Below are 22417 nucleotides of genomic sequence, written 5' to 3'. Positions count from 1 at the left end.
TGACAAGCGCTTTTTGATCCACTTCGTTGGACGGCGTTTGTTTTTTCACCATTTGTTCACCTCCGAAAAATGTTGCGCATGTTTGACAAATGTTTCTGCATTTTCGATTAATCCACAGGCGGCGCATTGCACACGGTAACTCGGGCCGCGGTAAGGAAGATGAAATGGATCAAGCGCCTCGTTCGTATACTCTGTTTCCACTTCTCCTGTTCGCGGATGAAGCTTTACCGCTTTTGGGCGCTGCTCAATGATATTAAAACGCGTTCGGTTTGTTTTGCACCCCGGACATAACATCGGTTCCAAACGAATCACCTCCATCTATTATCTTTCAAAATAAACGGGCAGATTATGCATAAGACGACCTTTCCCTATAAAAAATAACCCCTCTTTTCAAGAAGGGGGCATGGGGAATGTTAGAGCGAACGAAACACTTCATTCCAATAGTTTGCTTGCTGAACGGCCTGCTGGTCATTCAATACCTCGAAAGGCGCATTTCCTTTGCCGATTAAATAGCCGAGCCATTCTGTGCCGAAAAATTGAAAAATGTATTGGAACTGTTGCAGAAGCGGGAGTCCTTTGACATACGGATCGTCACCGCCACAAATGACAACGAACGCTTTTTTCGTCTTCATTTCTTCTTTGAACGCGAAACGAGGATCGCGCAAACTTTGTGACCAGCGATCGACAAACAACTTCATTTGCCCGCTCATTCCATACCAATAAATAGGGGTCGCAAACACGAGTATATCATGTTGGCGGACAAGCTAAATGATTTGCTCATAATCGTCTGCCATTTCGGTAAACCCGCTTGGTACGTGGCGTTTGTCGACGATCGGCTGAATGAAAAAATCTCGTAAATTCACGCGCGTATGCGCTACATTTTGTAGCAGTATGTTTGTTAGTTGTTCCGTATTTCCATTTTCTCGCGAGCTTCCATTTAGCAATAAGATGTTCGCCATACCATCAACCTCTTTCTATTTTCGTTCACATTATTATAAATGATGATTGACATTTCGCGCAGCGATTCCGTATGTTATAAATAGCAGTATAAAAAATATTTAACTTTTCTAAAAATTATGTTAATATGAAAGCGAAGGGATTACTCATGGCAGAAAAAACGTTAAAAGAACGAATTATTGATACAGCACTACGCCTTTTTGAACAATACGGCTATCATGGGGTAACGGTGGACCGGATTGTAACAGAGAGCAACGCTTCTAAAGGCGGGTTTTACCATAACTTTAAATCAAAAGATGAACTTCTTTACCATATTCACGATGTATTTATTACGTATGTGTTAAACAAAGCCCAAGAAGCGTATCAAAACTATCATACTCCGACTGAGCGGCTATGCGCGATTGTTCAGTCGTTCGTTAAAGTATTCCATTTATACAAACCGCATATTACAGTGTTCTACCAAGAGTCTACGTATTTAAAACCAGAATACTCGCAAAAAATTAATGAGAAACGGGATGAGTTCAAACAAGTCATTTTTCAAGTGATTCGCGAAGGGATCGAAGCAGGGGAATTTCGATCGGAACTTTCCGTTGAAATTACGGGAATGAGCATCATCGGCATGGTGAACTGGACGTATAAATGGTATAAGCCAAACGGGCCAATGACGATCGAACAAATTGCCGCGCATTTTATCGATTTCATTTTGCATTCTATTTTGACAGAAGAAGCAAAGCAAAAGGCAGAAAACACCATGTTTTTCCTTTTGAACAAACAAATGGTTTAACAAAAAAATCCAGAACCGAAAGAAAGGTAGTGCTAAGTAGCGTGAACAAACCAACCAGTCGGTCTTTATATCATTTATAAACCGACTAGTCGGTTCTAATATAAAAGGATCATCAATGGGGGAGAGAAACGATGAATTTGGAACTGACAAAAGAGCAACAAATGATTAAAGAAATGGTGCGAGAGTTTGCGGAGAAGGAAATTGCACCGAACGCGGCGAAATGGGATGAAGAAGCGTATTTTCCTGTCGATGTATTCAAAAAAATGGGCGAGTTAGGGCTTCTAGGCATTCCGTTTCCAGAACAGTACGGCGGATCAGGTGGCGATACGATTTCGTATGCGATCGCCGTAGAAGAAATCGGCCGGGCGTGCGGTGGGACCGGATTGAGCTATGCGGCGGCTGTTTCGCTCGGTGCAAGCCCGATCTACTACTTCGGCACAGAAGAACAAAAGCAAAAATGGTTAGTTCCGATGGCGAAAGGGGAAACGTTAGGAGCGTTCGGATTAACAGAGCCAAACGCTGGTTCCGATGCCGGGGGAACGCGGACGAAAGCGGTACTTGACGGTGATGAATACGTCATCAACGGTGAAAAATGCTGGATCACGAACGCTGGGCACGCAAGACAAGTCATTGTCACAGCGGTAACAGGAAAAGATGAGCGAGGCAAAAACATGATTTCTGCTATCATCGTTCCGACCGACACTCCTGGATTTACGATTCGTTGTGATTATGACAAAATGGGAGTTCGCGCCTCCAATACATGTGAACTCGTTTTTGAAAACGTGCGTGTGCCGAAAGAAAATGTGCTCGGAGATCCAACGAAAGGATTTAAGCAATTTTTATACACCCTTGATGGCGGACGTATTTCCATTGCGGCGCTTGCAGTCGGAATTGCACAAGCTGCGTTTGAGAAAGCGCTTCAATATGCGAAAGAACGCACGCAATTTGGCCAATCGATCTCTAAATTCCAAGCGATTCAATTCAAACTTGCGGACATGGCGATGGAAATTGAACTCGCTCGCAACATGGTATACAAAGCGGCATGGTTAAAAGATCAAAAGAAACCGTTTACAAAAGAAGCTGCTTTCGCGAAACTTTTTGCTTCTGAAGCCGGTTTTCGCGCTTGCAATCAAACGATTCAAATTCACGGCGGCTATGGCTATATGAAAGAATACGGAGTGGAGCGCCATTTACGTGACATCAAACTCATGGAAATCGGCGAGGGAACATCGGAAATTCAACGGCTTGTTATCGCCCGTCAACTTGGATGCTAAGCGACTGGAAATGTACGCTAGGTGAAACAAGGGGGTATTTTATGGTCGACATGTTGAATATTACAGTAGGGAAATTGCTAGAGGAAAAAGCAAACGCGCACCCAGACCATGAAGCGGTCGTCTATGCGGATCGCGGTTTACGAATGACGTATAAACAGTTTGACGACTATTGCCGTGTCGTTGCTCGTGGGTTGATGAAATTAGGAATTGAAGCAGGCGAACATATTGCGATTTGGGCGACGAACACGCCGGAATGGCTCGCTTGCCAGTTTGCGACTGGAAAAATGGGCGCAGTACTCGTTACTGTCAATACGAATTACCGTACAGCCGAATTGGAATATTTGCTAAAACAATCGGATTCTACTACGTTGCTTTTAATCGAACAATATCGCGACTCTTCTTACATCGAAATGATTTACGAAATTGCCCCAGAACTAAAAGAATGCGAACCTGGACAACTAAAAGCAAAACGGCTACCAAAATTAAAAAATGTCATTGTATTAAGCGATAAACGTTATCCAGGCACTTATTCATGGAACGACTTATTGGGGATGGCCAACGACGTAACAGAAGAAGCACTAGACGAACGGATGAACTCCCTTGACCCGCACGATGTCATCAACATGCAATACACCTCAGGAACGACCGGGTTTCCAAAAGGAGTCATGTTGACCCACTACAACATTGTCAACAACGCCTACAACATCGCCCAATGCATGAAGCTCACAAAAGACGACCGTTTATGCATTCCAGTTCCATTTTTCCATTGCTTCGGCTGCGTGCTCGGTACATTAGCATGCGTTTCCGTCGGCGCAACGATGGTACCGCTGCAGGAATTTAACGCAAAACAAGTATTACAGACAGTACAAAACGAAAAATGTACCGCGTTGCACGGGGTTCCAACGATGTTTATCGCCGAATTAAACGACCCAGACTTTGAAACATTCGATTTATCGTCTTTACGCACTGGGATTATGGCCGGCTCCAACTGCCCGATTGAAGTGATGAAAGCCGTCATTGAAAAAATGGGCGCAAAAGAAATTACGATTGCCTACGGGCAAACGGAATCTTCACCGGTCATTACGCAAACGAGAACAGACGACCCGATCCATTTGCGCGTCGAAACGGTCGGACGCGCCCTTCCAAACGTCGAAGTGAAGATCGTTGAACCGGGAACGAACAAAGAAGTGCCACGGGGTGTGCAAGGGGAGTTATGTACGCGCGGCTATCACGTCATGAAAGGATATTATAACAATCCGGAAGCAACGAAAGAAGCAATTGATGAGGAAGGCTGGCTGCATACCGGCGATTTGGCAGTGATGGATGAAAGCGGTTACTGCCGCATTACAGGACGATTAAAAGATATGATCATTCGCGGCGGTGAGAACATTTATCCACGTGAAATCGAGGAATTTTTATATAAGCACCCAAAAATTTTAGACGTTCAAGTCGTCGGCGTCCCTGATGAAAAATACGGGGAAGAAGTGATGGCATGGATCATTTTAAAAGAAGGGCAGACAGCAACGGCGGAAGAAATCCGCGAATTTTGCCGCGGGAAAATTTCGCGCCACAAAATTCCACGTTACATTGAATTTACCGACGCTTATCCGATGACAGCATCAGGGAAAATTCAAAAGTTTAAGTTGCGTGAACAAGCAAAACAGCGGCTCGGACTTGTCAGAGAATAGGGGGATTGTATGTTTAAAAAAATTTTAATTGCTAACCGCGGGGAAATTGCGGCACGGGTTATTCGGACATGCAAAAAACTAGGGATTCGAACCGTCGCCGTCTATTCGGAAGCGGATGCGGACTCGCTTCACGTCAAGTGGGCAGACGAAGCATTTTTAATCGGAAAACCGCGCGTAAGTGAAAGTTATTTAAATGTGGAGAAAATCATTGAGATAGCGAAGGAAACGAATGCGGAAGCGATTCACCCGGGATACGGCCTGCTGTCGGAGAATCCGACGTTTGCTCGCCGCTGCGAAGAGGAAGGAATCGTGTTCATCGGACCGAACGCCAATGTCATTGCTAGCATGGGAAGCAAAATTGAAGCGCGCAAAACGATGGCGGAAGCGGGTGTTCCGATCGTTCCAGGCATTTCATTTCCGCTGCAAGACGTTGAAGAAGCGGTGAAAACCGCGGAAACAATCGGCTACCCGATTATGTTAAAAGCATCTGCTGGCGGAGGCGGCATTGGAATGCAAATCGTCCACAACGAGGAAGAATTGCGGAAAGCCTTTGAAGGAAACCAAAAACGCGCGGCGTCTTTCTTTGGCGATGGCGCGATGTATTTAGAAAAATATATTGAAAACCCAAGGCATATTGAAATTCAGCTTCTTGCGGATTATCACGGGAATTGCGTGTATTTATGGGAGCGAGAATGTTCCATTCAGCGCCGCCACCAAAAAGTGATCGAAGAAGCACCGTCGCCGTTTTTAGACGAAGACACGCGCCAGAAAATGGGAGAAGCAGCGGTGCAGGCCGCGAAACACATCGGCTATACAAACGCGGGAACAATCGAGTTTCTTGTCGATGAACAAAAAAACTTTTATTTTCTCGAGATGAATACAAGACTTCAAGTCGAGCACCCAGTGACGGAAGAAATTACGGGGATCGATCTTGTCGAAGAACAGTTGCGCGTTGCCGCAGGGGAGCGGCTTCGCTACACACAACAAGACATTAAGCGGAGTGGCCACGCTATGGAAGTGCGTATTTATGCCGAAGACCCGAAAACATTTTTCCCATCACCGGGAACGATTACTGTTTTTCAGTTGCCGGAAGGAGAATATGTCCGCAATGAAACAGCGGTTGCGAGTGGCATGGTGGTGACGCCATTTTACGATCCGATGATTGCGAAGCTCATTACAAAAGGCGACACCCGCCAAGAAGCGGTTGCTCGCATGTTACAAGCGCTTGAGCACTATCAAATTGAAGGCATTAAAACAAATATTCCGATGTTGAAGGAAGTATTGAATCATCCAGCGTTTCAAGCAGGAAATACAACAACGAATTTTATTCAGACGTATTTGTATAAATCTCCGGCAAAATAGCCAGTTCTGTAAATGATACGTCTTCCGCTTTGTCACAAGCGGAAGACTAGCTTACATAAAACTTAAGAAAATGGAGGAAGACGTGAAATGACTCAAGTAGTCGCAACAATGGCAGGGAATGTATGGAAAATTGTCGTGGCTGTTGGTGATCAAGTCGAAGAAGGACAAGATGTTGTCATTTTAGAATCGATGAAAATGGAAATCCCGATCGCTGCCGAAGCAAGTGGAATAGTGCAAGAAATTCACGTGCAAGAAGGCGATTTTGTCAACGAAGGAGACGTCTTATTGACGCTTGAATAGAGGTGAAACCGATGAAGTGGCCTGAGCGTGTCACCATTAAGGAAGTCGGACCGCGCGACGGCTTGCAAAATGAGGCGGTCGCGATCGCAACGGAAGATAAAATTGCTTGGATCAATCAGCTAGCGAAAACAGGGCTTACGTATATTGAAATCACATCGTTCGTGCATCCGAAATGGATTCCGCAATTAGCGGATGCGTTCGAGGTGGCGACAAGCATTGAGCGAGTTCCGGGCGTTACATACGCAGCGCTTGTTCCAAACCAAAAAGGGCTCGAAAAAGCGCTTGCCGCGAAAGTAGATGAAGTGTCTGTCTTTATGTCGGCAAGTGAAACACATAATCGCAAAAACATTAACAAATCGATCGCGGAAACGTTTCCTGTGTTAGCCGAAGTGGTTCGCGAAGCGAAAGCCGCACAAAAAACGGTACGCGGCTACGTATCAACCGTGTTCGGCTGTCCGTATGAAGGCGCTGTTTCCGTTGAACAAGTCATCCGCGTGGCAGAGAAATTGTTTGACATGGGAATTGACGAACTGTCGTTAGGCGACACGATTGGCGTGGCCAACCCTCGCCAAGTCGAAGAAGTGCTCGGGGTTTTATTGAAGCGGTTCCCAAAAGAAAAAATAGCGATGCATTTCCACGATACGCGCGGCACAGCATTAGCGAACGTGCTCATGTCATTACAAATGGGAATGACCACATTTGATAGCTCGCTTGGCGGTTTAGGAGGTTGTCCATATGCTCCAGGGGCGTCCGGAAATGTCGCGACAGACGATTTGTTATATATGCTGAACGGCATGAACATTTCTACCGGCATCGACCTCGAACGTTTAACGGAAGCAGCCTTATTTATTCAACATAAAATCGGTCGAGCGCTCAATAGCCACTATTTGCAAGCAATGGCTTCGTGTCGCGCTTAATCGAAAGGGGGATGGTGGATGGAGTCGGTTCTTTATGCAGTAGAAAACGGAATTGCGTTTATTACACTAAATCGTCCGCAAGCAGCCAATGCCTTATCCGTAGCGTTGCTCAACGAGCTACAACAAGTGTTGTACGAGTTAAAATTCGCACGGACGATTCGTGCCGTCATTATCACAGGAAGCGGAGAAAAAGTGTTTTGTGCAGGGGCGGATTTAAAAGAACGCGCGGGAATGAATGAAATGGAAGTACGCCAAACAGTTGCGCTCATTCGCGACACGATCAACGAGTTTGAGCAGCTTCCACAGCCGGTCATTTGTGCGTTGAACGGTTCTGCATTTGGCGGTGGATTGGAATTGGCATTGGCGTGCGATATCCGCATCGCAGCCGATCACGCGCTGCTCGGTTTAACCGAAACATCACTCGCCATTATTCCAGGGGCTGGCGGAACGCAAAGGTTGCCCCGCTTAGTCGGTAAAGGAAAAGCGAAAGAATTAATTTTCACCGCTAAGCGCATTCCAGCAACTGAAGCGCTGCAAATTGGGCTTGTGGAAGATGTCGTGCCACGCGAACAGTTGCTTGCGAAAGCAAGCGAACTCGCCCAGAAAATTGCGGAAAACGGACCGATTGCTGTTGCCCAGGCGAAACTCGCCATCAACCGCGGGCTGGAAGTAGATTTATATACCGGTTTAAAAATCGAGCAAATGGCTTACGAGATCACGATTCCGACAAAAGACCGTTTAGAGGGGCTGCAATCCTTTAAAGAAAAACGAAAACCGGTCTACAAAGGAGAGTAGGGGGCTATCATGAACGGAAAAACGTTAACAGAAACATTAGTGGAACGAACAAAGCAAATTGAACAAGGCGGAGAACAAAAATACCATCGAAAAAATGCGGAACAAGGGAAGTTGTTCGTCCGTGACCGCTTGAAGCTATTATTTGATGACGGCATGCAGTTTGAAGACGCATTGTTTGCCAACTGCCTTGCGGATGGTCTTCCTGCTGATGGCGTTGTCACAGGCGTCGGTAAAATTAACGGCCAAACGGTATGCGTGATGGCGAACGACTCCACCGTCAAAGCTGGGTCGTGGGGAGCGCGCACGGTCGAAAAAATTATTCGCATTCAAGAAACAGCGGAAAAACTTCGCTGCCCGATTTTATATTTAGTCGACTCAGCCGGTGCGCGCATTACCGATCAAATTGAAATGTTCCCAGGCCGCCGCGGTGCAGGGCGCATTTTTTACAACCAAGTAAAGCTCTCCGGGAAAGTTCCGCAAATTTGTTTATTGTTCGGACCGTCGGCAGCTGGTGGCGCCTACATTCCAGCGTTTTGCGACATCGTCATTATGGTCGAAGGGAACGCGTCGATGTATTTAGGCTCCCCGCGCATGGCGGAAATGGTCATCGGTGAAAAAGTAACGCTAGAAGAAATGGGTGGAGCGCGCATGCATTGCAGCGTTTCCGGTTGCGGTGACGTGCTCGTGAAAACGGAAGAGGAAGCGATTCAGTTTGCGCGGAAGTATTTATCGTATTTTCCAGCGAATTTTAGTGAGAAACCACCTGTTCATGAAGTAAGACCACCGAAATCGTTTGACAAAACGATCGAAGACATTTTGCCAGTCAACCAAAATGCGCCGTTTAACATGTACGATTTAATCGAACGGTTTATCGACGAAGGTTCATTTTGCGAAATTAAAAAATTGTTTGCGCCAGAACTTATTACAGGGCTTGCCCGCCTAAACGGAGAACCGATCGGCATTATCGCCAACCAGCCGCGCGTAAAAGGCGGCGTGCTGTTCCACGACTCGGCTGATAAGGCAGCGAAATTTATTACGCTTTGCGATGCGTTCCATATCCCGCTTCTCTTTTTAGCGGACATCCCAGGTTTTATGATCGGAACAAAGGTCGAGCGAGCCGGCATTATTCGTCATGGGGCAAAAATGATTTCGGCGATGTCGGAGGCAACCGTGCCGAAAATATCGGTGATCGTTCGCAAAGCGTACGGCGCTGGACTTTATGCGATGGCGGGGCCAGCGTTTGAACCGGACTGTTGTTTAGCGTTTCCGAACGCGCAAATTGCCGTCATGGGTCCGGAAGCGGCGGTAAATGCAGTGTACGCCAACAAAATTGCCGAGCTGCCAGAAGAAGAACGGGCGGCGTTTATTGAGCAAAAACGGGAGGAATATCGCCGCGATATTGACATTTATCGCTTAGCTTCGGAAATGGTCATTGATGGCATTATCGCTCCAAATTCGTTGCGGGAAGAACTCATCCGCCGCTTCGATGCCTACCGTTCGAAATACATGACGTTCTCCGAGCGGAAGCACGGTGTATATCCGGTATAAAATCGGAAACTTGCCAAAATGAAAAAGATTATGTATGATAGTAATCACCGCTGCGTTGTACGTGAACGAATGAAGTTTCAACCGATGGCTGTAAAGAGGGAGTTCTAGATCGAAACGGGAATGTCATGCCTCCACTAAACGGAGTGACGGGGACGACAAGAACGTTTCTGCGAACACCCACCTAGTGGAGTGTGGTTGAGAAACTCCATTCAACCAACGGCAAATCGCGGCGTCTAAAAAACCGACCTCCTTGGGGTCGGTTTTTTGATTGCTTTTTCCTACAAACATGGTATAATCATAATTCGTATGCAAATAGTTCGTATTGGAATTATTTTAATTAGAAAGGAGGGGGGATATGGAAAAGTTAGGGCGAGAAATTATGTACTCTGTCTTTCGTATTCGCAAAGCGCTGTACAAGTTGATTCGCGAAGACGCAACGAGAGTAGGGATTACAGAACTGCAACTGATCATCCTTTATACGCTATCGAAAAAAGATAACATTCGATTAAACGACTTAGCGGAAAAACTCAACATGAGCAATAGCACGATTAGCGGAACCGTTGATCGGCTTGTAAGCGCGGGGTTAGTGATACGTGAACCATCAAAAGAAGATCGGCGCGCGGTCACGCTTCGACTTACAGAAAAAGGGAAAGAAAAATTGCAAGAAGCATTCAATGGCGAATCGATCCTTATTCGGCGATTGCAAAAGGTAGAAACAACGATCGGTAAGGACGATATTGAAACATTACTGTCGCTGCAACAAAAAGTTAAAACGATTTTATTAGGGGAGGAATAAACAGGTGAGCATGAAGCGTTTAATTACGTTAAATATCATTGTGTTGCTTTTATTAGTAGCAGGGGGATTTGCTGCTTATTATTACGTCAATGAAACAACAAATTACATTAAGACAGACAACGCTCGCATTGACGGGCAGGCAGTTTCGATTGTGGCGCCGGTGGCAGGGAAGTTAGTCAGTTGGTCTGGCGATATCGGAAAAACATTTGACAGCGGTGACCAAATCGGTGCAGTGTCTGACGGGAAGAATACGTTTCCGATCACCGTTCCACATCATATGACGGTCGTTCAGCAAAGCGCTGTCACGAACTCGCTCGTTGCGCCAACAGTTCCGTTAGCGCGAGGATATGATTTATCCCGTTTATGGGTAACGGCTAATATCGAAGAAACAAAAATAGAAGATATAAAAACAGGGCAAGATGTCGATATTTATGTCGATGCGTATCCAGATCGTAAATTTACAGGAAAAGTGGAGAAACTAGGGTTTGCCACTGCCAATACATTTAGTTTACTGCCAAGTTCCAATACGACGGGCAATTATACAAAAGTGACACAAGTCATTCCAATTACGATTTCGATCGATGACTATAACGGAGCGGGACTAGTACCAGGAATGAACGTCACCGTTCGCATTCATAAGTAGGTGATCATGATGTCAACGTTTTTAACGGGGTACATCTTATTTTCGCTTCTTGTGCTTGGGTTGTTTAATTATATGTTGAGAAAGAAAAAACAAAAAGACGTACAAGAAGAGGAAACAGTAGTGGAAAAAGAACTTGCTCCTCAAGCTGCAGGAGAAATGGCGTTAGGAGCGAGCCGGGCGAAAGTCGTAGCCACCATTATGCTTGGGGCGTTTGTTGCGATTTTAAACCAAACATTAATTAACGTAGCGCTTCCACATATGATGGGAGACTTGAATGTGGAAACGTCAACTATCCAATGGCTCGTAACGGGATATATGCTCGTCAACGGGGTATTGATTCCAATCAGCCCGTTTTTAATCGCAAAATTTCCAACGAAAAAATTATTTCTTTCGGGCATGACGTTTTTTGCGGTCGGGGCGCTCATTTGTTCATTCGCACCATCGTTTGCTGTGATTTTAACCGGTCGGCTAATTCAAGCAGTTGGGGCGGGAATTATTATGCAGCTGATGATGGTTGTGATGTTAACGATTTTCCCGCCAGAAAAACGAGGCGTAGCGATGGGGACGGTAGGAATTGCAATGATGTTTGCCCCAGCGATTGGTCCGACGTTGTCTGGGTGGCTAGTGGAACATTATTCGTGGCGTCTTCTTTTTGATATCGTTTTGCCGATTGCGATTATCGATATTGTATTAGCTTTTCTTTGGTTAAAAAATACGCCAAAAACGACTAATCCGACATTAGATGTCCGCGGCGCTGTTTATTCTACCCTTGGGTTTGGCGGCGTGTTGTATGGATTTAGTGAAGCAGGAAGCAACGGGTGGGGGAGTACGGAAGTAGCCGTTTCGATTACGATTGGCGTCTTATTCCTTGTGTTGTTTACATGGCGTTGTTTTACTGCCGAACACCCGATTTTAAATTTGCGTGTCTTTAAATACAGCGTATTTACGCTTACGACCATTATTGGCTGCGTGTTAAATATGGCGTTATTTGCCGCAATGGTTCTGTTGCCTGTTTATTTACAAAACATTCGTGGTTTTACTCCGCTGGATTCCGGCTTGCTCCTTTTGCCTGGAGCGATTGTGATGGCGATTATGTCGCCGATTTCAGGGATGATTTTTGACCGGATTGGCGTTCGGGCGCTAGCGATTGTTGGGCTTGTCATTACGGTTGTGACGACATGGGAATTTAGCCAATTAACGTTAGATACACCGTATCGTCATATTTTATGGCTCTATATTTTCCGTATGCTTGGCATGTCGATGTTGTCGATGACGATTATGACCGCAGGGTTAAATGTCTTGCCACGTCATTTGTATAGCCACGGAACGGCAACAGCCAATACGTTGCGACAGGTCGCTTCTTCGTTAGGAACAGCGTTTCTCGTTACAGTGATGTCTAACCGGGCGAAGTTTCATGCGGAAAATTACCGCAATGAATTGACAAGCGATAACCCAATCGCCGTCGATGTGGTGGCACAACTGAAGCGACTCATTTCGAGCGACGAAGCGGTCACCCAATTATTATACGGATTAGTGCAGCAGCGTTCCGCGGTGGAAGGCATTAACGACGCGTTTATTGTCGCAACAGGGTTAGCGTTGTTAGCGCTCGTTTTATCCTTTTTCTTAAAAGGAAAAAAGAAAGAACCAGTTCAAGAAGGCTGATTGGCGAAAAGCCAGTCAGCTTTTTTCATATTCGTTCTAGTTTTCTCATACATATAAGACAAGCAAAAGAAAGGGGGGAGTAGTGTAGTGGCGTATTTCGGATCAAAAGGTTGGCTTGTGGAGCAATTAAAAAAGAATGGAATTTATCGTCATCCTGTCGAGCGTAAAAAGCTCGAAACGTATAAAGCAGCAATTTTGTATGGGCTATACGAAAAATATGTGAAAAAAGGACGTATTGCCCAATGAAGAAAAGATCGCTACAATAGAAGGAGCAACGGATGATGAAAGGAGTAGGAAGATGATCCATCATACTTGGCTGAACCGTCCGACGATGAAGAAAGTGAAATGTGTACATACGAATGCCGAAAAATACGTCGTGAACCGCGTATTGACCCCAGGCAAAACGTATGACGTGAAAAACGAAACGGAAGAGTTTTACTTTATCGTCGATAATACAGGAAAAGTAGGCGGATTTTATAAAGAGTATTTTGAAGAAGTGTAATTAGAAACGGTTCTTCCGCGAAACAGCGAAAGAACCGTTTCTTTTATCGTTTTAACTTTCCAGATTTATGATCAATACCAGTTGCGTGAACACACGTAAGCTGATCAATGTTTTTCGCTCCGCAACACTCCGATAATAAACCAATGCATAGCATGAACGGAATGAACCGCTTTTTTCTCATGTTGCTTCACTCCTTCAATAGGAATGACTGTTACATGGCCGGTAAAGCCGATGGCTAGCATGAAAATAAACAATACTTGCAACGTATTTAATCGGTCACCCATTCCACGGTATACACCTGTTGTTATTACTTTCCCCAAAAAGAATCGTTCTACTCTCTTATCTTGCAATTGTTAGAATAATAAAAAAACGCATGCATCTTTCCCTGTGATTTGCTACAATAAAAAGAAATGGAAAGAGAGAGGGGAAATTACGATGTTGTTTGAAAACGACCAACCAGTCGCTTGCTTCTAAGGCGGAGCAAGCGCTCGCTCCGTCTGATAAAGAAAAAGAAAAAAAGACGGAGGGAAATGAGATGAGACAAACCTTTTTCGGTTCATTGTATTTATCGCTCGCTGCTAGCATTTGGGGCGGGATGTATGTCATTAGTAAATATGTGCTCGATTACGTTCCACCATTTACGCTTGTTTGGCTTCGGTATGCGGTTGCCTTTTTTGTATTATGGCTAATATTACGTGTGCAGCGCATTTCTATCCCGAAAGAAAAGCAAGATTGGAAGCGTATTATTTGGATTGGGATAATTGGCTACGTCCTTTCAATTTCTTTGCAATTTGTCGGTACGAAATGGTCGGATGCGCATACCGCTTCGCTCATCACCTCAGCGACGCCTGCGTTTATTGTGCTTTTTGCCCGCTGGATGTTGCACGAAATCATTACGTGGCGAAAGTTGTTTGCGCTACTATTAGCAACAGCGGGGGTCGTTGTCGTCGTCGGATTAGGTGGCGGGGAGGCGACTTCGTTTGTAGGGAACGTATTATTAGTCGGTGCGGCATTAACATGGGCGTTTTTATCGGTGCTCGTAAAAATCGCGTCTATTCGGCTGTCGGTATTAGTCATTACGACGTATGCGATTTTCGTTGCGCTTATTGGCACAACACCGATGATGATGTGGGAGTTATGGGGAGCGATGCCGCTAACATTTTCGTTGCCGGTAGTGCTTGGGGTTCTTTACCTTGGCGTCGTGTCGACCGCGGGGGCGTTTTTCCTTTGGAATAAAGGAATGGAAATGATGGATGCGGGGATCGGTTCGTTATTTTTCTTTTTCCAACCGCTTGTCGGCTCGGTGTTTGGCTGGCTGTTTTTGCATGAACAATTAAATATTCCGTTTTGGCTCGGCGGGGCATTCATCATTGCAGGGGTCGTCATTGCCGTCCTTGAGAAAAAGCAATCGTAAGGGGAGAGGGAAATGTCAAGTCGCGCGAAAGGATTAGCAATGGTTGTGACGGGCGCAGCGCTTTGGGGGCTGTCAGGGACAGCTGCGCAAGTATTGTTTCAAGAAAAGCACGTCACCGCGGAGTGGCTCGTAGCAGTAAGGATGGTATTGGCTGGCTTTGTACTCGTCGTATTAAGCGCCTTTAAAGGGCTTGAGCCATTTGCGATTTGGAAAGACCGAAAAAGCCGTTGGCAGCTCATTTTGTTTGGATTAGTTGGCATGCTTGGTGTGCAATACACGTACTTTGCGTCGATCGCGACTGGGAATGCAGCGACGGCTACGCTACTGCAATATTTAGCGCCGGTGTATATCGTTTTATATTCATTAGTGAAAGAAAAACAAAAGCCGACGGTGAAAATTAGTTTCGCAGTTTTTTTAGCGCTTGCAGGCACGTTTTTACTAATGACAAACGGCACAACGAATCAGTTCACCGTTTCGCTCGTGTCGGTCGTTTGGGGCGTGTTGTCTGGTGTCGCGTTAGCGTTTTATACACTCGCTTCTGCCAAGCTATTAAAAACGTGGCAGACAACGCTTGTCGTTGGGTGGGGGATGGTCATTGGCGGCACAGCGATGTGTTGGCTCGTTCCATCGCTTGTCCCGACGAATATCATATTCGGGGTCGATACGTGGCTATTAATCACGTTCGTCGTGCTTTTCGGCACACTAATTGCCTTTTTGCTCTTTGTGGAAAGCATTCGCCATTTATCACCGACGGAATCGAGCTTGTTGTCAAGCGTCGAGCCGCTATCCGCCGTTGTCGCCTCGATTGCGTTTTTGCACGTTTCGTTCGGATTATTGCAAGCGGTAGGAGCGGCATGCATTATTTTGACCGTTCTTCTTTTGTCACAACCATCCAAAAAACGAATGTACCGCAACATGGAAACAGGGATGTAAGTTTGCTGCATCCCTGTTTTTGGCTAGCTAAGAAAATTTTGAACCACTGTCTAGCTTCGGCTCCGCTTTTCTTGCTTCGGGGAACGTGACAGTAATAGTCGTCCCTTTATGGACCTCGCTTTCAATATGCCATGTTCCTTTCATCGTTTCGATCAATTTCACCGCGACCATGGCGCCAAGCCCTGTTCCTTTTTCTTTCGTGCTGAAATACGGTTCACCGAACCGGCTAATTTGCTCGGCTGTCATCCCAACGCCTGTATCTGCGATGGTAACAACGACGTGTTCTCCTTGTGTGTAACAAGAAACAGTGACCGTTCCACCAGCCGGTGTTGCTTCAATGCTGTTTTTTAACAAGTTTAAAAAACATTGACGAAAATATTCGTTGTTGCCGATGATGGAACACGGCTGACACTTTCCAACGAGGTGCACCCCGTTCATCCGAGCGAACGGTTGCAATAAATGGACGACCCGCTCCAATTCTTGCTCGACGATGAGCGGCTCTGCTTTTTTTGGCGTCGGTTTAGCAAACGTTAAATAGTCGTTAATAATCGTTTCCGCTCGGTCGATTTCTTCAAGGGCGATGTGCATATATCGCTCTTGCATTTCTTTTGAAATAGGTTGCGACCTCATTAATTGGATGAATCCTTTCACTACCGTTAACGGATTGCGCACTTCATGAGAAATGCTCGCTGCGAGTTGGCTGACAATCTCCATTTTTTCCACTTTCACGAGTTTTGACCGCATGACGATTGCATCTTTTAACGTTTCCATAATATAGACAACAAATAGCATCGCAAGCGGCGGAATTAAAATAAAGTCAAAAATATAGGAATCGATGATTTGGAAATCAAAAAAGACGACCGCGATGACTGTTACCAAAATGTCAAGAAGAAGCGTCAGCCACATCGATGCAAATAATTTATCCGTACGATTTAGGCGGCGAAAGGCAGGAGAAGCCCAAGCAGCAATGATGAACATCGTGAAGTAGACGGCCACAGTGATCGGTTGAAATCCGTAAAAGAAAAACCGGACAGCAAGCAATATAAATAACAAGACGCTCCCTACAAACCATCCGCCGTATAATGTACCAATTAAAAACGGAATTTGCCGCAAGTCATGTACACAATCCTTGGCAATATAGATAGGAAACTTCATACACAATAAAAGCGGAACAGCAGTGCAAATAATGAGTAGCCACTGTTGTTGGTGAAGGTTCGTTTTCCACCATTTCCGTTGGTCATAAATAAAATAATACACAAACATGCTCGTTAAAATATAAAACAAGTTGTTTAATAAATTTTGGTTAATATATGTTCCCATACACGTTCTCCTAACAGGCAAACATTTGACAATACTAATTATACGAAAACTATATAAGTTGCAATAAAGAATTTCCGATTTTTCGTTTCCGTTTTCATCTAAATACAAACCGATATGATATAACGTGGTGAAGTGATCCGCTGGATGTAAAACAAAATTTCAACTTATATAGATGCGTTGAAAATACATTTTTCTCGCCAAAATAGGAGAAAATGGTTGTTTTTTTTGTGTGATGTGTACTATAATTACTAATACAGTTAGTATACATCATTTGGAAAGGAGGCGGGGGGATGTTTGAACTCGATATTCGCAGCCGGCAGCCAATTTATGAGCAACTCGTCGAGAAAATGAAAGAACTTATCATCCATGAAGTATGGAAGCCGCACGAGCAACTTCCATCGGTACGGCAATTGGCAAAAGAGGTAACAATCAATCCCAATACGATCCAAAAAGCGTACCGTGAACTAGAACATCAAGGCTACATTTATTCCATTCCGGGAAAAGGAAGTTTTGTCGCGCCGCAATCCCCGTCTGTGAGTCAAGAAAAAGCAACGATGATAAAACAGCAAACGCTCAAACTGTTGTGTGAAGGGCTTTATCTAGGAATAGCAAAAGAAGAGCTGTTGTCGCTTGTCGAAACAGCGGAGCAATTAGTGAAAGGAGCGAAAACGAATGATTGACGTTCGTGGCGTCCGCAAAGAATTCGCGGATATAGAAGCAGTAAAAGAAGTGAGTTTGCATGTCGCGCGAGGCTCGATTTATGGCTTGCTTGGCTCTAACGGTGCTGGAAAAACGACGCTGTTAAAAATGCTTGCCGGCATTTACAAGCAAGACCGCGGCGACATTTTGATCGCGGGGGAGCCGGTTTTTGAAAATACAAACGTGAAACAAAGACTGCTATTTTTACCGGATGCGCTTTACTTTTTCCCACAAACGACGATTCGGCAAATGGCACAATTTTATCGCGACCTTTATCCGTCGTGGAGCGAGGAACGGTTTGTCCGCTTGCAAGAAGCGTTTCCGCTTGCGCTTGATAAAAAAATTCACCGCATGTCCAAAGGGATGCAACGACAAGCAGCGTTTTGGCTAGCCTTTTCCGTAAAGCCTGAAGTGATGATTCTCGATGAGCCACTTGACGGATTAGATGCGGTCATGAGGCAAAAGGTGAAAAACTTACTTGTGCAAGAGGTGGCTGAACGGCAGATGACTGTTATCATGTCTTCGCACAACTTGCGAGAAGTTGAAGACTTGTGCGACCATATCGGCATTTTGCACCAAGGGGAAATCGTTCTAGAAAAAGAAATGGATGAATTAAAAACGGACATACATAAAATTCAAGTGGCGTTTCGCGGTGGCATTCCTTCTTCGTTTCTTACAGGGTTAGACGCCGTCTATAAAGAACAGCGAGGCAGCGTACTTCTTTGCATCGTTCGCGGGCAAAAAGAGAAAGTAGAAGCGTATATTCACCAATTTGAGCCGGTTATTTTTGACGTACTGCCGCTTACATTGGAAGAAATTTTTGTGTATGAGATGGGAGGGGTCGGTTATGCCATCGAAAATATTCTCGTATAATCGTTCATTGGTTATGCAAAATGTCCGAAACGTCGGCTGGATTGGCATCATTCATCTTCTGCTATTGTTCGCTGCTATTCCGCTAAGGATGCTGATGATTTATACGAATCAAAAAAATGGCTATTCACCTGTGATCCGCAACGTGTTTGAACTTTCAAACGCCTTTCAAGGGATGATTGCCTTTACCGTTCCGGTGCTATTAGCTATCTTTTTATTTCGTTATATGCAGACAAAACGGTCGGTTGATTATATGCATAGTTTGCCACTTCGACGCGAAACATTGTTTTGGCAACAAATGCTATTTGGCGTTCTTCTGCTTGTTATTCCTGTCATCGTGACAACACTAGCAACAGCGTTGTTGTGTCAGTTGCCGATAGAAAATATGCATATTTCCGCCCCCGATCTTGTTCGGTGGACGGCAGAGATGTTACTTATGGAGCTATTTGTCTTTAGTGCGAGCGTATTGGTCGGGATGTTGACAGGCATATCCGTATTGCAAGGGGCGTTCGCTTACATTTTGTTTTTATTTCCAGCCGGTATTTCCGTTCTTATGCTCATGAATATGCGATATGTATTATCCGGCTTTGCGGCGGACTACTATTTAAGTGCCAATCTAGAGCGCATCGTACCGTTTGTTAGGTTTGTTGAATTGGCCAACGAGCCATTGGCTTTGTTCGAAATGGCACGTTATGCGTTGGCAACGGTAGTATGTTGCTTATTGTCTATTTGGCTATACAAACGGCGCCATAGCGAAGCGGCAAGTCAAGCGATTGCGTTTGCAGCACTTCAACCGCTCTTTTCCTTTGGCGTGACGTTTTGCTTTATGCTCGTTGGCGGCTTGTATTTTGGCGAAACACAGCGAAGCCTTGGCTGGATTTTGTTTGGCTATGTGGCATTTTCTCTTGTCGGGTTTTTTATTGCATCCGCTATTATTGAAAAAACGTGGCGCATTTTTCATCGCTGGAAAGAATATGCGATATTCATCGTAGCAATCATTGTTATCGGCAGTCTGGTCCGTGTTGACATCACCGGCTATGAAAAGCGCCAGCCAGCGTTATCTGACATTCAGCGCGTCTATTTTGGCGAATCGGTGTATCAATTTGAGCGGCAAACCGAGAATCAATATATTTCGTACGTTCAATCCGATCAATTTTTACAAACGACGCAAAACATAAAAAACGTGTATGCTTTCCATCGCCAATTAATTGAAGACCGTCCGACGCCGTTTGCGTTTGGAGAAAACATCCGTCCAGTCGTCATCGGCTATGTATTAAAAAACGGGGAAAAAATGGTGAGAACGTACTCGATTCCAATAAACGAGTACAAACCTTTTTACGAAGCGATTATGGAATCACGGGAATATAAACACAACTACTACTTGTTATTGCAAGACAATGTGTCGCCGATTCGTCAAATCACGATTCGAACGGAGACAAAAACGGTTCAAATCGCCGATCCAAAACAAATCGAGTCGTTTATCGCGGTGTTGAAAACGGAGCTAAAAGAAGAGCCATTTACCGAGATGATTTCCCCAACCAATGACTGGGGAACGATTGAACTGTTGCAAAGCGATGGCGACCAAATGCAGCTTTCGTGGAAAAAATCATATGCACGAATCGATGCGTGGCTGAAGCAACACGGATTGCTGTCGAAAGCACGAGTTACCGCGGACGATGTTGCATACGCTATCGTCGTGAAAAACGATGCGCGCACCCCGCTTTATGACTTAGTAGAAAACCCGGCGTTTGTAAAAGAGCTAGAAACAAGAACCGACGTATTGCGTATTACGGATAAAAAGCAGCTAGAAGAGTGCTTGCAAAAAGCTTCTTCTTATGAAACGGAATCGCGCTATATTATCGCCTTTTACCGTACCGCCCATTCTGAACCAGATTGGCATGTAATCGACGAAGAAGCGCTTCCATCGTTCATTCGTGAACAATTGCCATAAGAAAAGTGTCTCATCAAGGGGCACTTTTTTATACAAATTTTCATTTGAATGTATTGGCATACATTTAGACAGTTACATATACTATATTCAAATAAAGGTTTTCTCCCGTTCCACGGCGAATAAATAAAAGAGAAAATAGGGGAACGGAGAGAAAATACGATGCCGAATCACAAAGACGAGATCAAGAAGTTGTCCACTGCCATCTGCATCGGTTAGGGCTAAGTTATACGAAACCGACCTATACGCTAGCCAATGCCGATGAAGAGAAACAAAAGGAATTCGTCCAAATCACCTTCCCCGAAGTAAAAAAAACTGGTAGATGGGAAAATCGCCCATGTCCTCTTTCAAGACGAATCGATGATTCGTGATTACCAAGCGATTCAAAAAACATGGTTTGTCAAAGGAAAACAACGAATCATTCCGACGTTTGGAAAACATCAGGGGCTGAAGCTGATTGGCACGTTGAACTACGAAACAGGAGAGGTATTTTGCATCGAAGAAGAACGTTATGACGCAGAAACATTTCTTCGATTTCTTGAACTTGTGTTCAAACATTATCCTACAGGGAAAGTGGTGATGATTTTAGATAACGCTCGAATTCCACATGCCAAACTCATTCAGCCGTTTTTAAAAGAACACGAAAATCGATTAGAGCTCGTCTTTTTGCAACCATATAGTCTGCAATTGAATTTGATTGAAGGGCTATGGAAATGGCTAAAATCAGACGTCATCAATAACGTGTTCCATTCGAGTGTGCAACAAATTAGAAAGAATGTCCAAGCATTGATTCAGAGAATCAACCAAAAATCAGAACAAACGATCGATCGTTTGTGTGTTCAGTTGTAATTCTTTAATTCAACTTATATAGTACATATGTTGATAAAATTTATGCTTACCTAATTTTATATAACACTATAGATTTTAATAGTCTTTAATGATTAGCAAAAGACTTGTAAGAGGTGAAATAGATGTTGCGTAATCAATTATTAGTCGAACTGAAAAGAGCGTGTACAATAAAAAATTTATTAATGTGGTCAGCTATTATTCTTCTTTTACCAACTATAAGGTTTTGTATGATAAGTGAAGGGTATCAGTTTTATAAACCAGTTGAAGTATTTCAAGAGATAGTATCAGCGATTATTCCGTTGCTTTTTCCTGCTCTGGTTATTATCATTTACCTTCCTTCCTTTTTACAAGAGCAAAGGAATAAATTTATTACGTATACTCGTACTAGAGTTTCATTAAATATTTATATACTCAGCAAAGGACTAACAAACGCTTTGTTGACGGGATTAGTTATATTCTTGTTAATTTTCCTCCCGTTTGTTTTCATAATGTATTTGGAACCAAATTTAGGAATAATTCTTTATACTCCTATAGATAAGAATGTACATATACCTAACGTAACTTTTTCACATCTCTTATTGTATGGAGATTTAACATATGGATTGATTTATTCGTTGTGGGTTTCTATAAATGGGGTAGTTTATTCTACTATTGCCTTCATGTTACTGCTCAACTTAAACAATCCGTTTGTTGCTCTATCGATTCCGTTTCTTTTTTATCATGTTTTCAACTTCGTAACTGGTGTGTTCAACATACCAATGTTTTCGCCACTTAGTACTATTTTTCCATTCAATATTGAAGAACAGCCTTTATGGACGGTACTGGTGCCGTTTTCATTCCTGCTAATCGTTCTGATAGTGGTCTTTGTACTCTCGACACGAAACCAAAAAGAATGGATGATATAAAGTATGGAACAAAGAATTTTTCGTATAAAATATCTTGAAGATGTAATTAGCGTTAAATGGCTGGTGACAGGAGTTATTTTTTACTTTTATAGTGTCATGCTGAAAAACGAAATTGTTAAGGTTGCTTACGAAAAAAAAGTATATTTTAATAATTGGGATATTACTTTACGTTTACTTAATGATATGTACCTTATTGTTTATTTCATTATCCCAATTGTGTTATTTTTTTCAATAAGGTCTATTTTTATGAA

22 protein-coding genes, 1 other RNA gene and 3 pseudogenes are annotated in these 22417 nt (G+C 44.1%); 22 read left to right on the top strand and 4 right to left on the bottom strand.

The features are described from left to right. Positions 1 to 45: 45 nt before the first annotated feature. Both M4I42_RS12415 and M4I42_RS12410 read right to left on the bottom strand, forming a co-directional pair. Complete coding sequence (locus M4I42_RS12415; RefSeq protein WP_268852447.1) at positions 46 to 303, bottom strand: DNA alkylation repair protein; 258 nt, start codon at positions 301 to 303, stop codon at positions 46 to 48. 110 nt (positions 304 to 413) lie between these two features. Beyond that, positions 414 to 959 (bottom strand): annotated as a pseudogene (locus M4I42_RS12410) (flavodoxin family protein). Positions 960 to 1105: 146 nt separating this feature from the next. On the opposite strand from M4I42_RS12410, the gene M4I42_RS12405 reads away from it, so the two are divergent. The 14 genes from M4I42_RS12405 (at position 1106) to M4I42_RS12340 (ending at position 13228) form a co-directional block, all read left to right on the top strand. After that, a complete protein-coding gene (locus M4I42_RS12405; protein ID WP_268852446.1) occupies positions 1106 to 1741 on the top strand; it encodes a TetR/AcrR family transcriptional regulator in 636 nt (211 codons plus the stop codon). A 131-nt stretch (positions 1742 to 1872) separates the two neighbouring features. After that, positions 1873 to 3015, top strand: a complete 1143-nt coding sequence (locus M4I42_RS12400) for an acyl-CoA dehydrogenase (RefSeq protein WP_268852445.1) — start codon at positions 1873 to 1875, stop codon at positions 3013 to 3015. 41 nt (positions 3016 to 3056) lie between these two features. Beyond that, positions 3057 to 4703, top strand: a complete 1647-nt coding sequence (locus M4I42_RS12395; protein ID WP_268852444.1) for an AMP-binding protein — start codon at positions 3057 to 3059, stop codon at positions 4701 to 4703. A gap of 9 nt (positions 4704 to 4712) precedes the next feature. After that, positions 4713 to 6065, top strand: coding sequence for an acetyl-CoA carboxylase biotin carboxylase subunit (accC, locus tag M4I42_RS12390; RefSeq protein WP_268852443.1), 1353 nt, complete (start codon positions 4713 to 4715; stop codon positions 6063 to 6065). Between the two features lie 87 nt (positions 6066 to 6152). Next, positions 6153 to 6365 (top strand): acetyl-CoA carboxylase biotin carboxyl carrier protein subunit, encoded by a 213-nt coding sequence (locus M4I42_RS12385; protein WP_268852442.1) that lies wholly within the window; start codon positions 6153 to 6155, stop codon positions 6363 to 6365. An 11-nt stretch (positions 6366 to 6376) separates the two neighbouring features. Next, positions 6377 to 7282 (top strand): hydroxymethylglutaryl-CoA lyase, encoded by a 906-nt coding sequence (locus M4I42_RS12380; RefSeq protein ID WP_268852441.1) that lies wholly within the window; start codon positions 6377 to 6379, stop codon positions 7280 to 7282. A gap of 18 nt (positions 7283 to 7300) precedes the next feature. Continuing rightward, the gene (locus M4I42_RS12375; protein ID WP_183250791.1) at positions 7301 to 8077 is read left to right on the top strand and encodes an enoyl-CoA hydratase; all 777 of its coding nucleotides are present in this window, start codon (positions 7301 to 7303) and stop codon (positions 8075 to 8077) included. Positions 8078 to 8086: 9 nt separating this feature from the next. Beyond that, positions 8087 to 9625 carry an acyl-CoA carboxylase subunit beta gene (locus M4I42_RS12370; protein WP_268852440.1) on the top strand — a complete coding sequence of 513 codons (1539 nt, stop codon included), beginning with the start codon at positions 8087 to 8089 and terminating at the stop codon, positions 9623 to 9625. Positions 9626 to 9669: 44 nt separating this feature from the next. After that, positions 9670 to 9862: non-coding RNA, 6S RNA (ssrS, locus tag M4I42_RS12365), on the top strand. Positions 9863 to 9980: 118 nt separating this feature from the next. Next, positions 9981 to 10421: a MarR family winged helix-turn-helix transcriptional regulator gene (locus tag M4I42_RS12360; RefSeq protein ID WP_268852439.1), complete on the top strand. Its 441-nt coding sequence runs from the start codon at positions 9981 to 9983 to the stop codon at positions 10419 to 10421. Between the two features lie 10 nt (positions 10422 to 10431). Next, positions 10432 to 11064: an HlyD family secretion protein gene (locus tag M4I42_RS12355; RefSeq protein WP_268852449.1), complete on the top strand. Its 633-nt coding sequence runs from the start codon at positions 10432 to 10434 to the stop codon at positions 11062 to 11064. 9 nt (positions 11065 to 11073) lie between these two features. Then, a complete protein-coding gene (locus M4I42_RS12350) occupies positions 11074 to 12726 on the top strand; it encodes a DHA2 family efflux MFS transporter permease subunit (protein WP_268852438.1) in 1653 nt (550 codons plus the stop codon). A gap of 87 nt (positions 12727 to 12813) precedes the next feature. After that, a complete protein-coding gene (locus M4I42_RS12345) occupies positions 12814 to 12972 on the top strand; it encodes a DUF2639 domain-containing protein (protein ID WP_183250787.1) in 159 nt (52 codons plus the stop codon). A gap of 52 nt (positions 12973 to 13024) precedes the next feature. Beyond that, positions 13025 to 13228 carry a DUF6501 family protein gene (locus M4I42_RS12340; protein ID WP_268852437.1) on the top strand — a complete coding sequence of 68 codons (204 nt, stop codon included), beginning with the start codon at positions 13025 to 13027 and terminating at the stop codon, positions 13226 to 13228. 104 nt (positions 13229 to 13332) lie between these two features. Here M4I42_RS12340 and M4I42_RS12335 read toward each other — a convergent pair whose 3' ends face one another. After that, a complete protein-coding gene (locus M4I42_RS12335; protein ID WP_268852436.1) occupies positions 13333 to 13548 on the bottom strand; it encodes a hypothetical protein in 216 nt (71 codons plus the stop codon). Between the two features lie 215 nt (positions 13549 to 13763). On the opposite strand from M4I42_RS12335, the gene M4I42_RS12330 reads away from it, so the two are divergent. Then, complete coding sequence (locus M4I42_RS12330) at positions 13764 to 14642, top strand: DMT family transporter (protein WP_268852448.1); 879 nt, start codon at positions 13764 to 13766, stop codon at positions 14640 to 14642. A 12-nt stretch (positions 14643 to 14654) separates the two neighbouring features. Then, positions 14655 to 15575, top strand: coding sequence for an EamA family transporter (locus M4I42_RS12325; RefSeq protein WP_268852435.1), 921 nt, complete (start codon positions 14655 to 14657; stop codon positions 15573 to 15575). A 27-nt stretch (positions 15576 to 15602) separates the two neighbouring features. Here M4I42_RS12325 and M4I42_RS12320 read toward each other — a convergent pair whose 3' ends face one another. Continuing rightward, complete coding sequence (locus tag M4I42_RS12320) at positions 15603 to 16895, bottom strand: sensor histidine kinase (protein ID WP_268852434.1); 1293 nt, start codon at positions 16893 to 16895, stop codon at positions 15603 to 15605. Between the two features lie 290 nt (positions 16896 to 17185). Between M4I42_RS12320 and M4I42_RS12315 the strand changes: the two genes are divergently transcribed. The 6 genes and pseudogenes from M4I42_RS12315 to M4I42_RS12290 form a co-directional block, all read left to right on the top strand. Then, on the top strand, positions 17186 to 17575 hold the full coding sequence (locus M4I42_RS12315) for a GntR family transcriptional regulator (protein ID WP_268852433.1): 390 nt from the start codon (positions 17186 to 17188) through the stop codon (positions 17573 to 17575). Next, a complete protein-coding gene (locus M4I42_RS12310) occupies positions 17568 to 18467 on the top strand; it encodes an ABC transporter ATP-binding protein (RefSeq protein WP_268852432.1) in 900 nt (299 codons plus the stop codon). Before M4I42_RS12315 ends, M4I42_RS12310 begins: the two co-directional genes overlap by 8 nt. Further along, positions 18442 to 20415 (top strand): DUF6449 domain-containing protein, encoded by a 1974-nt coding sequence (locus tag M4I42_RS12305; protein ID WP_268852431.1) that lies wholly within the window; start codon positions 18442 to 18444, stop codon positions 20413 to 20415. The genes M4I42_RS12310 and M4I42_RS12305 overlap by 26 nt, the downstream gene beginning before the upstream one ends. A gap of 203 nt (positions 20416 to 20618) precedes the next feature. After that, positions 20619 to 21261: pseudogene (locus M4I42_RS12300) on the top strand (IS630 family transposase); the annotation flags it as partial. A 122-nt stretch (positions 21262 to 21383) separates the two neighbouring features. Beyond that, positions 21384 to 22166 carry an ABC transporter permease gene (locus M4I42_RS12295; protein ID WP_268852430.1) on the top strand — a complete coding sequence of 261 codons (783 nt, stop codon included), beginning with the start codon at positions 21384 to 21386 and terminating at the stop codon, positions 22164 to 22166. A 3-nt stretch (positions 22167 to 22169) separates the two neighbouring features. Then, positions 22170 to 22417 (top strand): annotated as a pseudogene (locus M4I42_RS12290) (hypothetical protein); the annotation flags it as partial.

It is taken from the genome of Anoxybacillus sp. J5B_2022, from assembly GCF_026847645.1.
Taxonomy (GTDB): domain Bacteria; phylum Bacillota; class Bacilli; order Bacillales; family Anoxybacillaceae; genus Anoxybacteroides.
The sequence above is the reverse complement of the archived record's forward strand: the minus strand, read 5'-3'. Positions and strand labels throughout refer to the sequence as shown.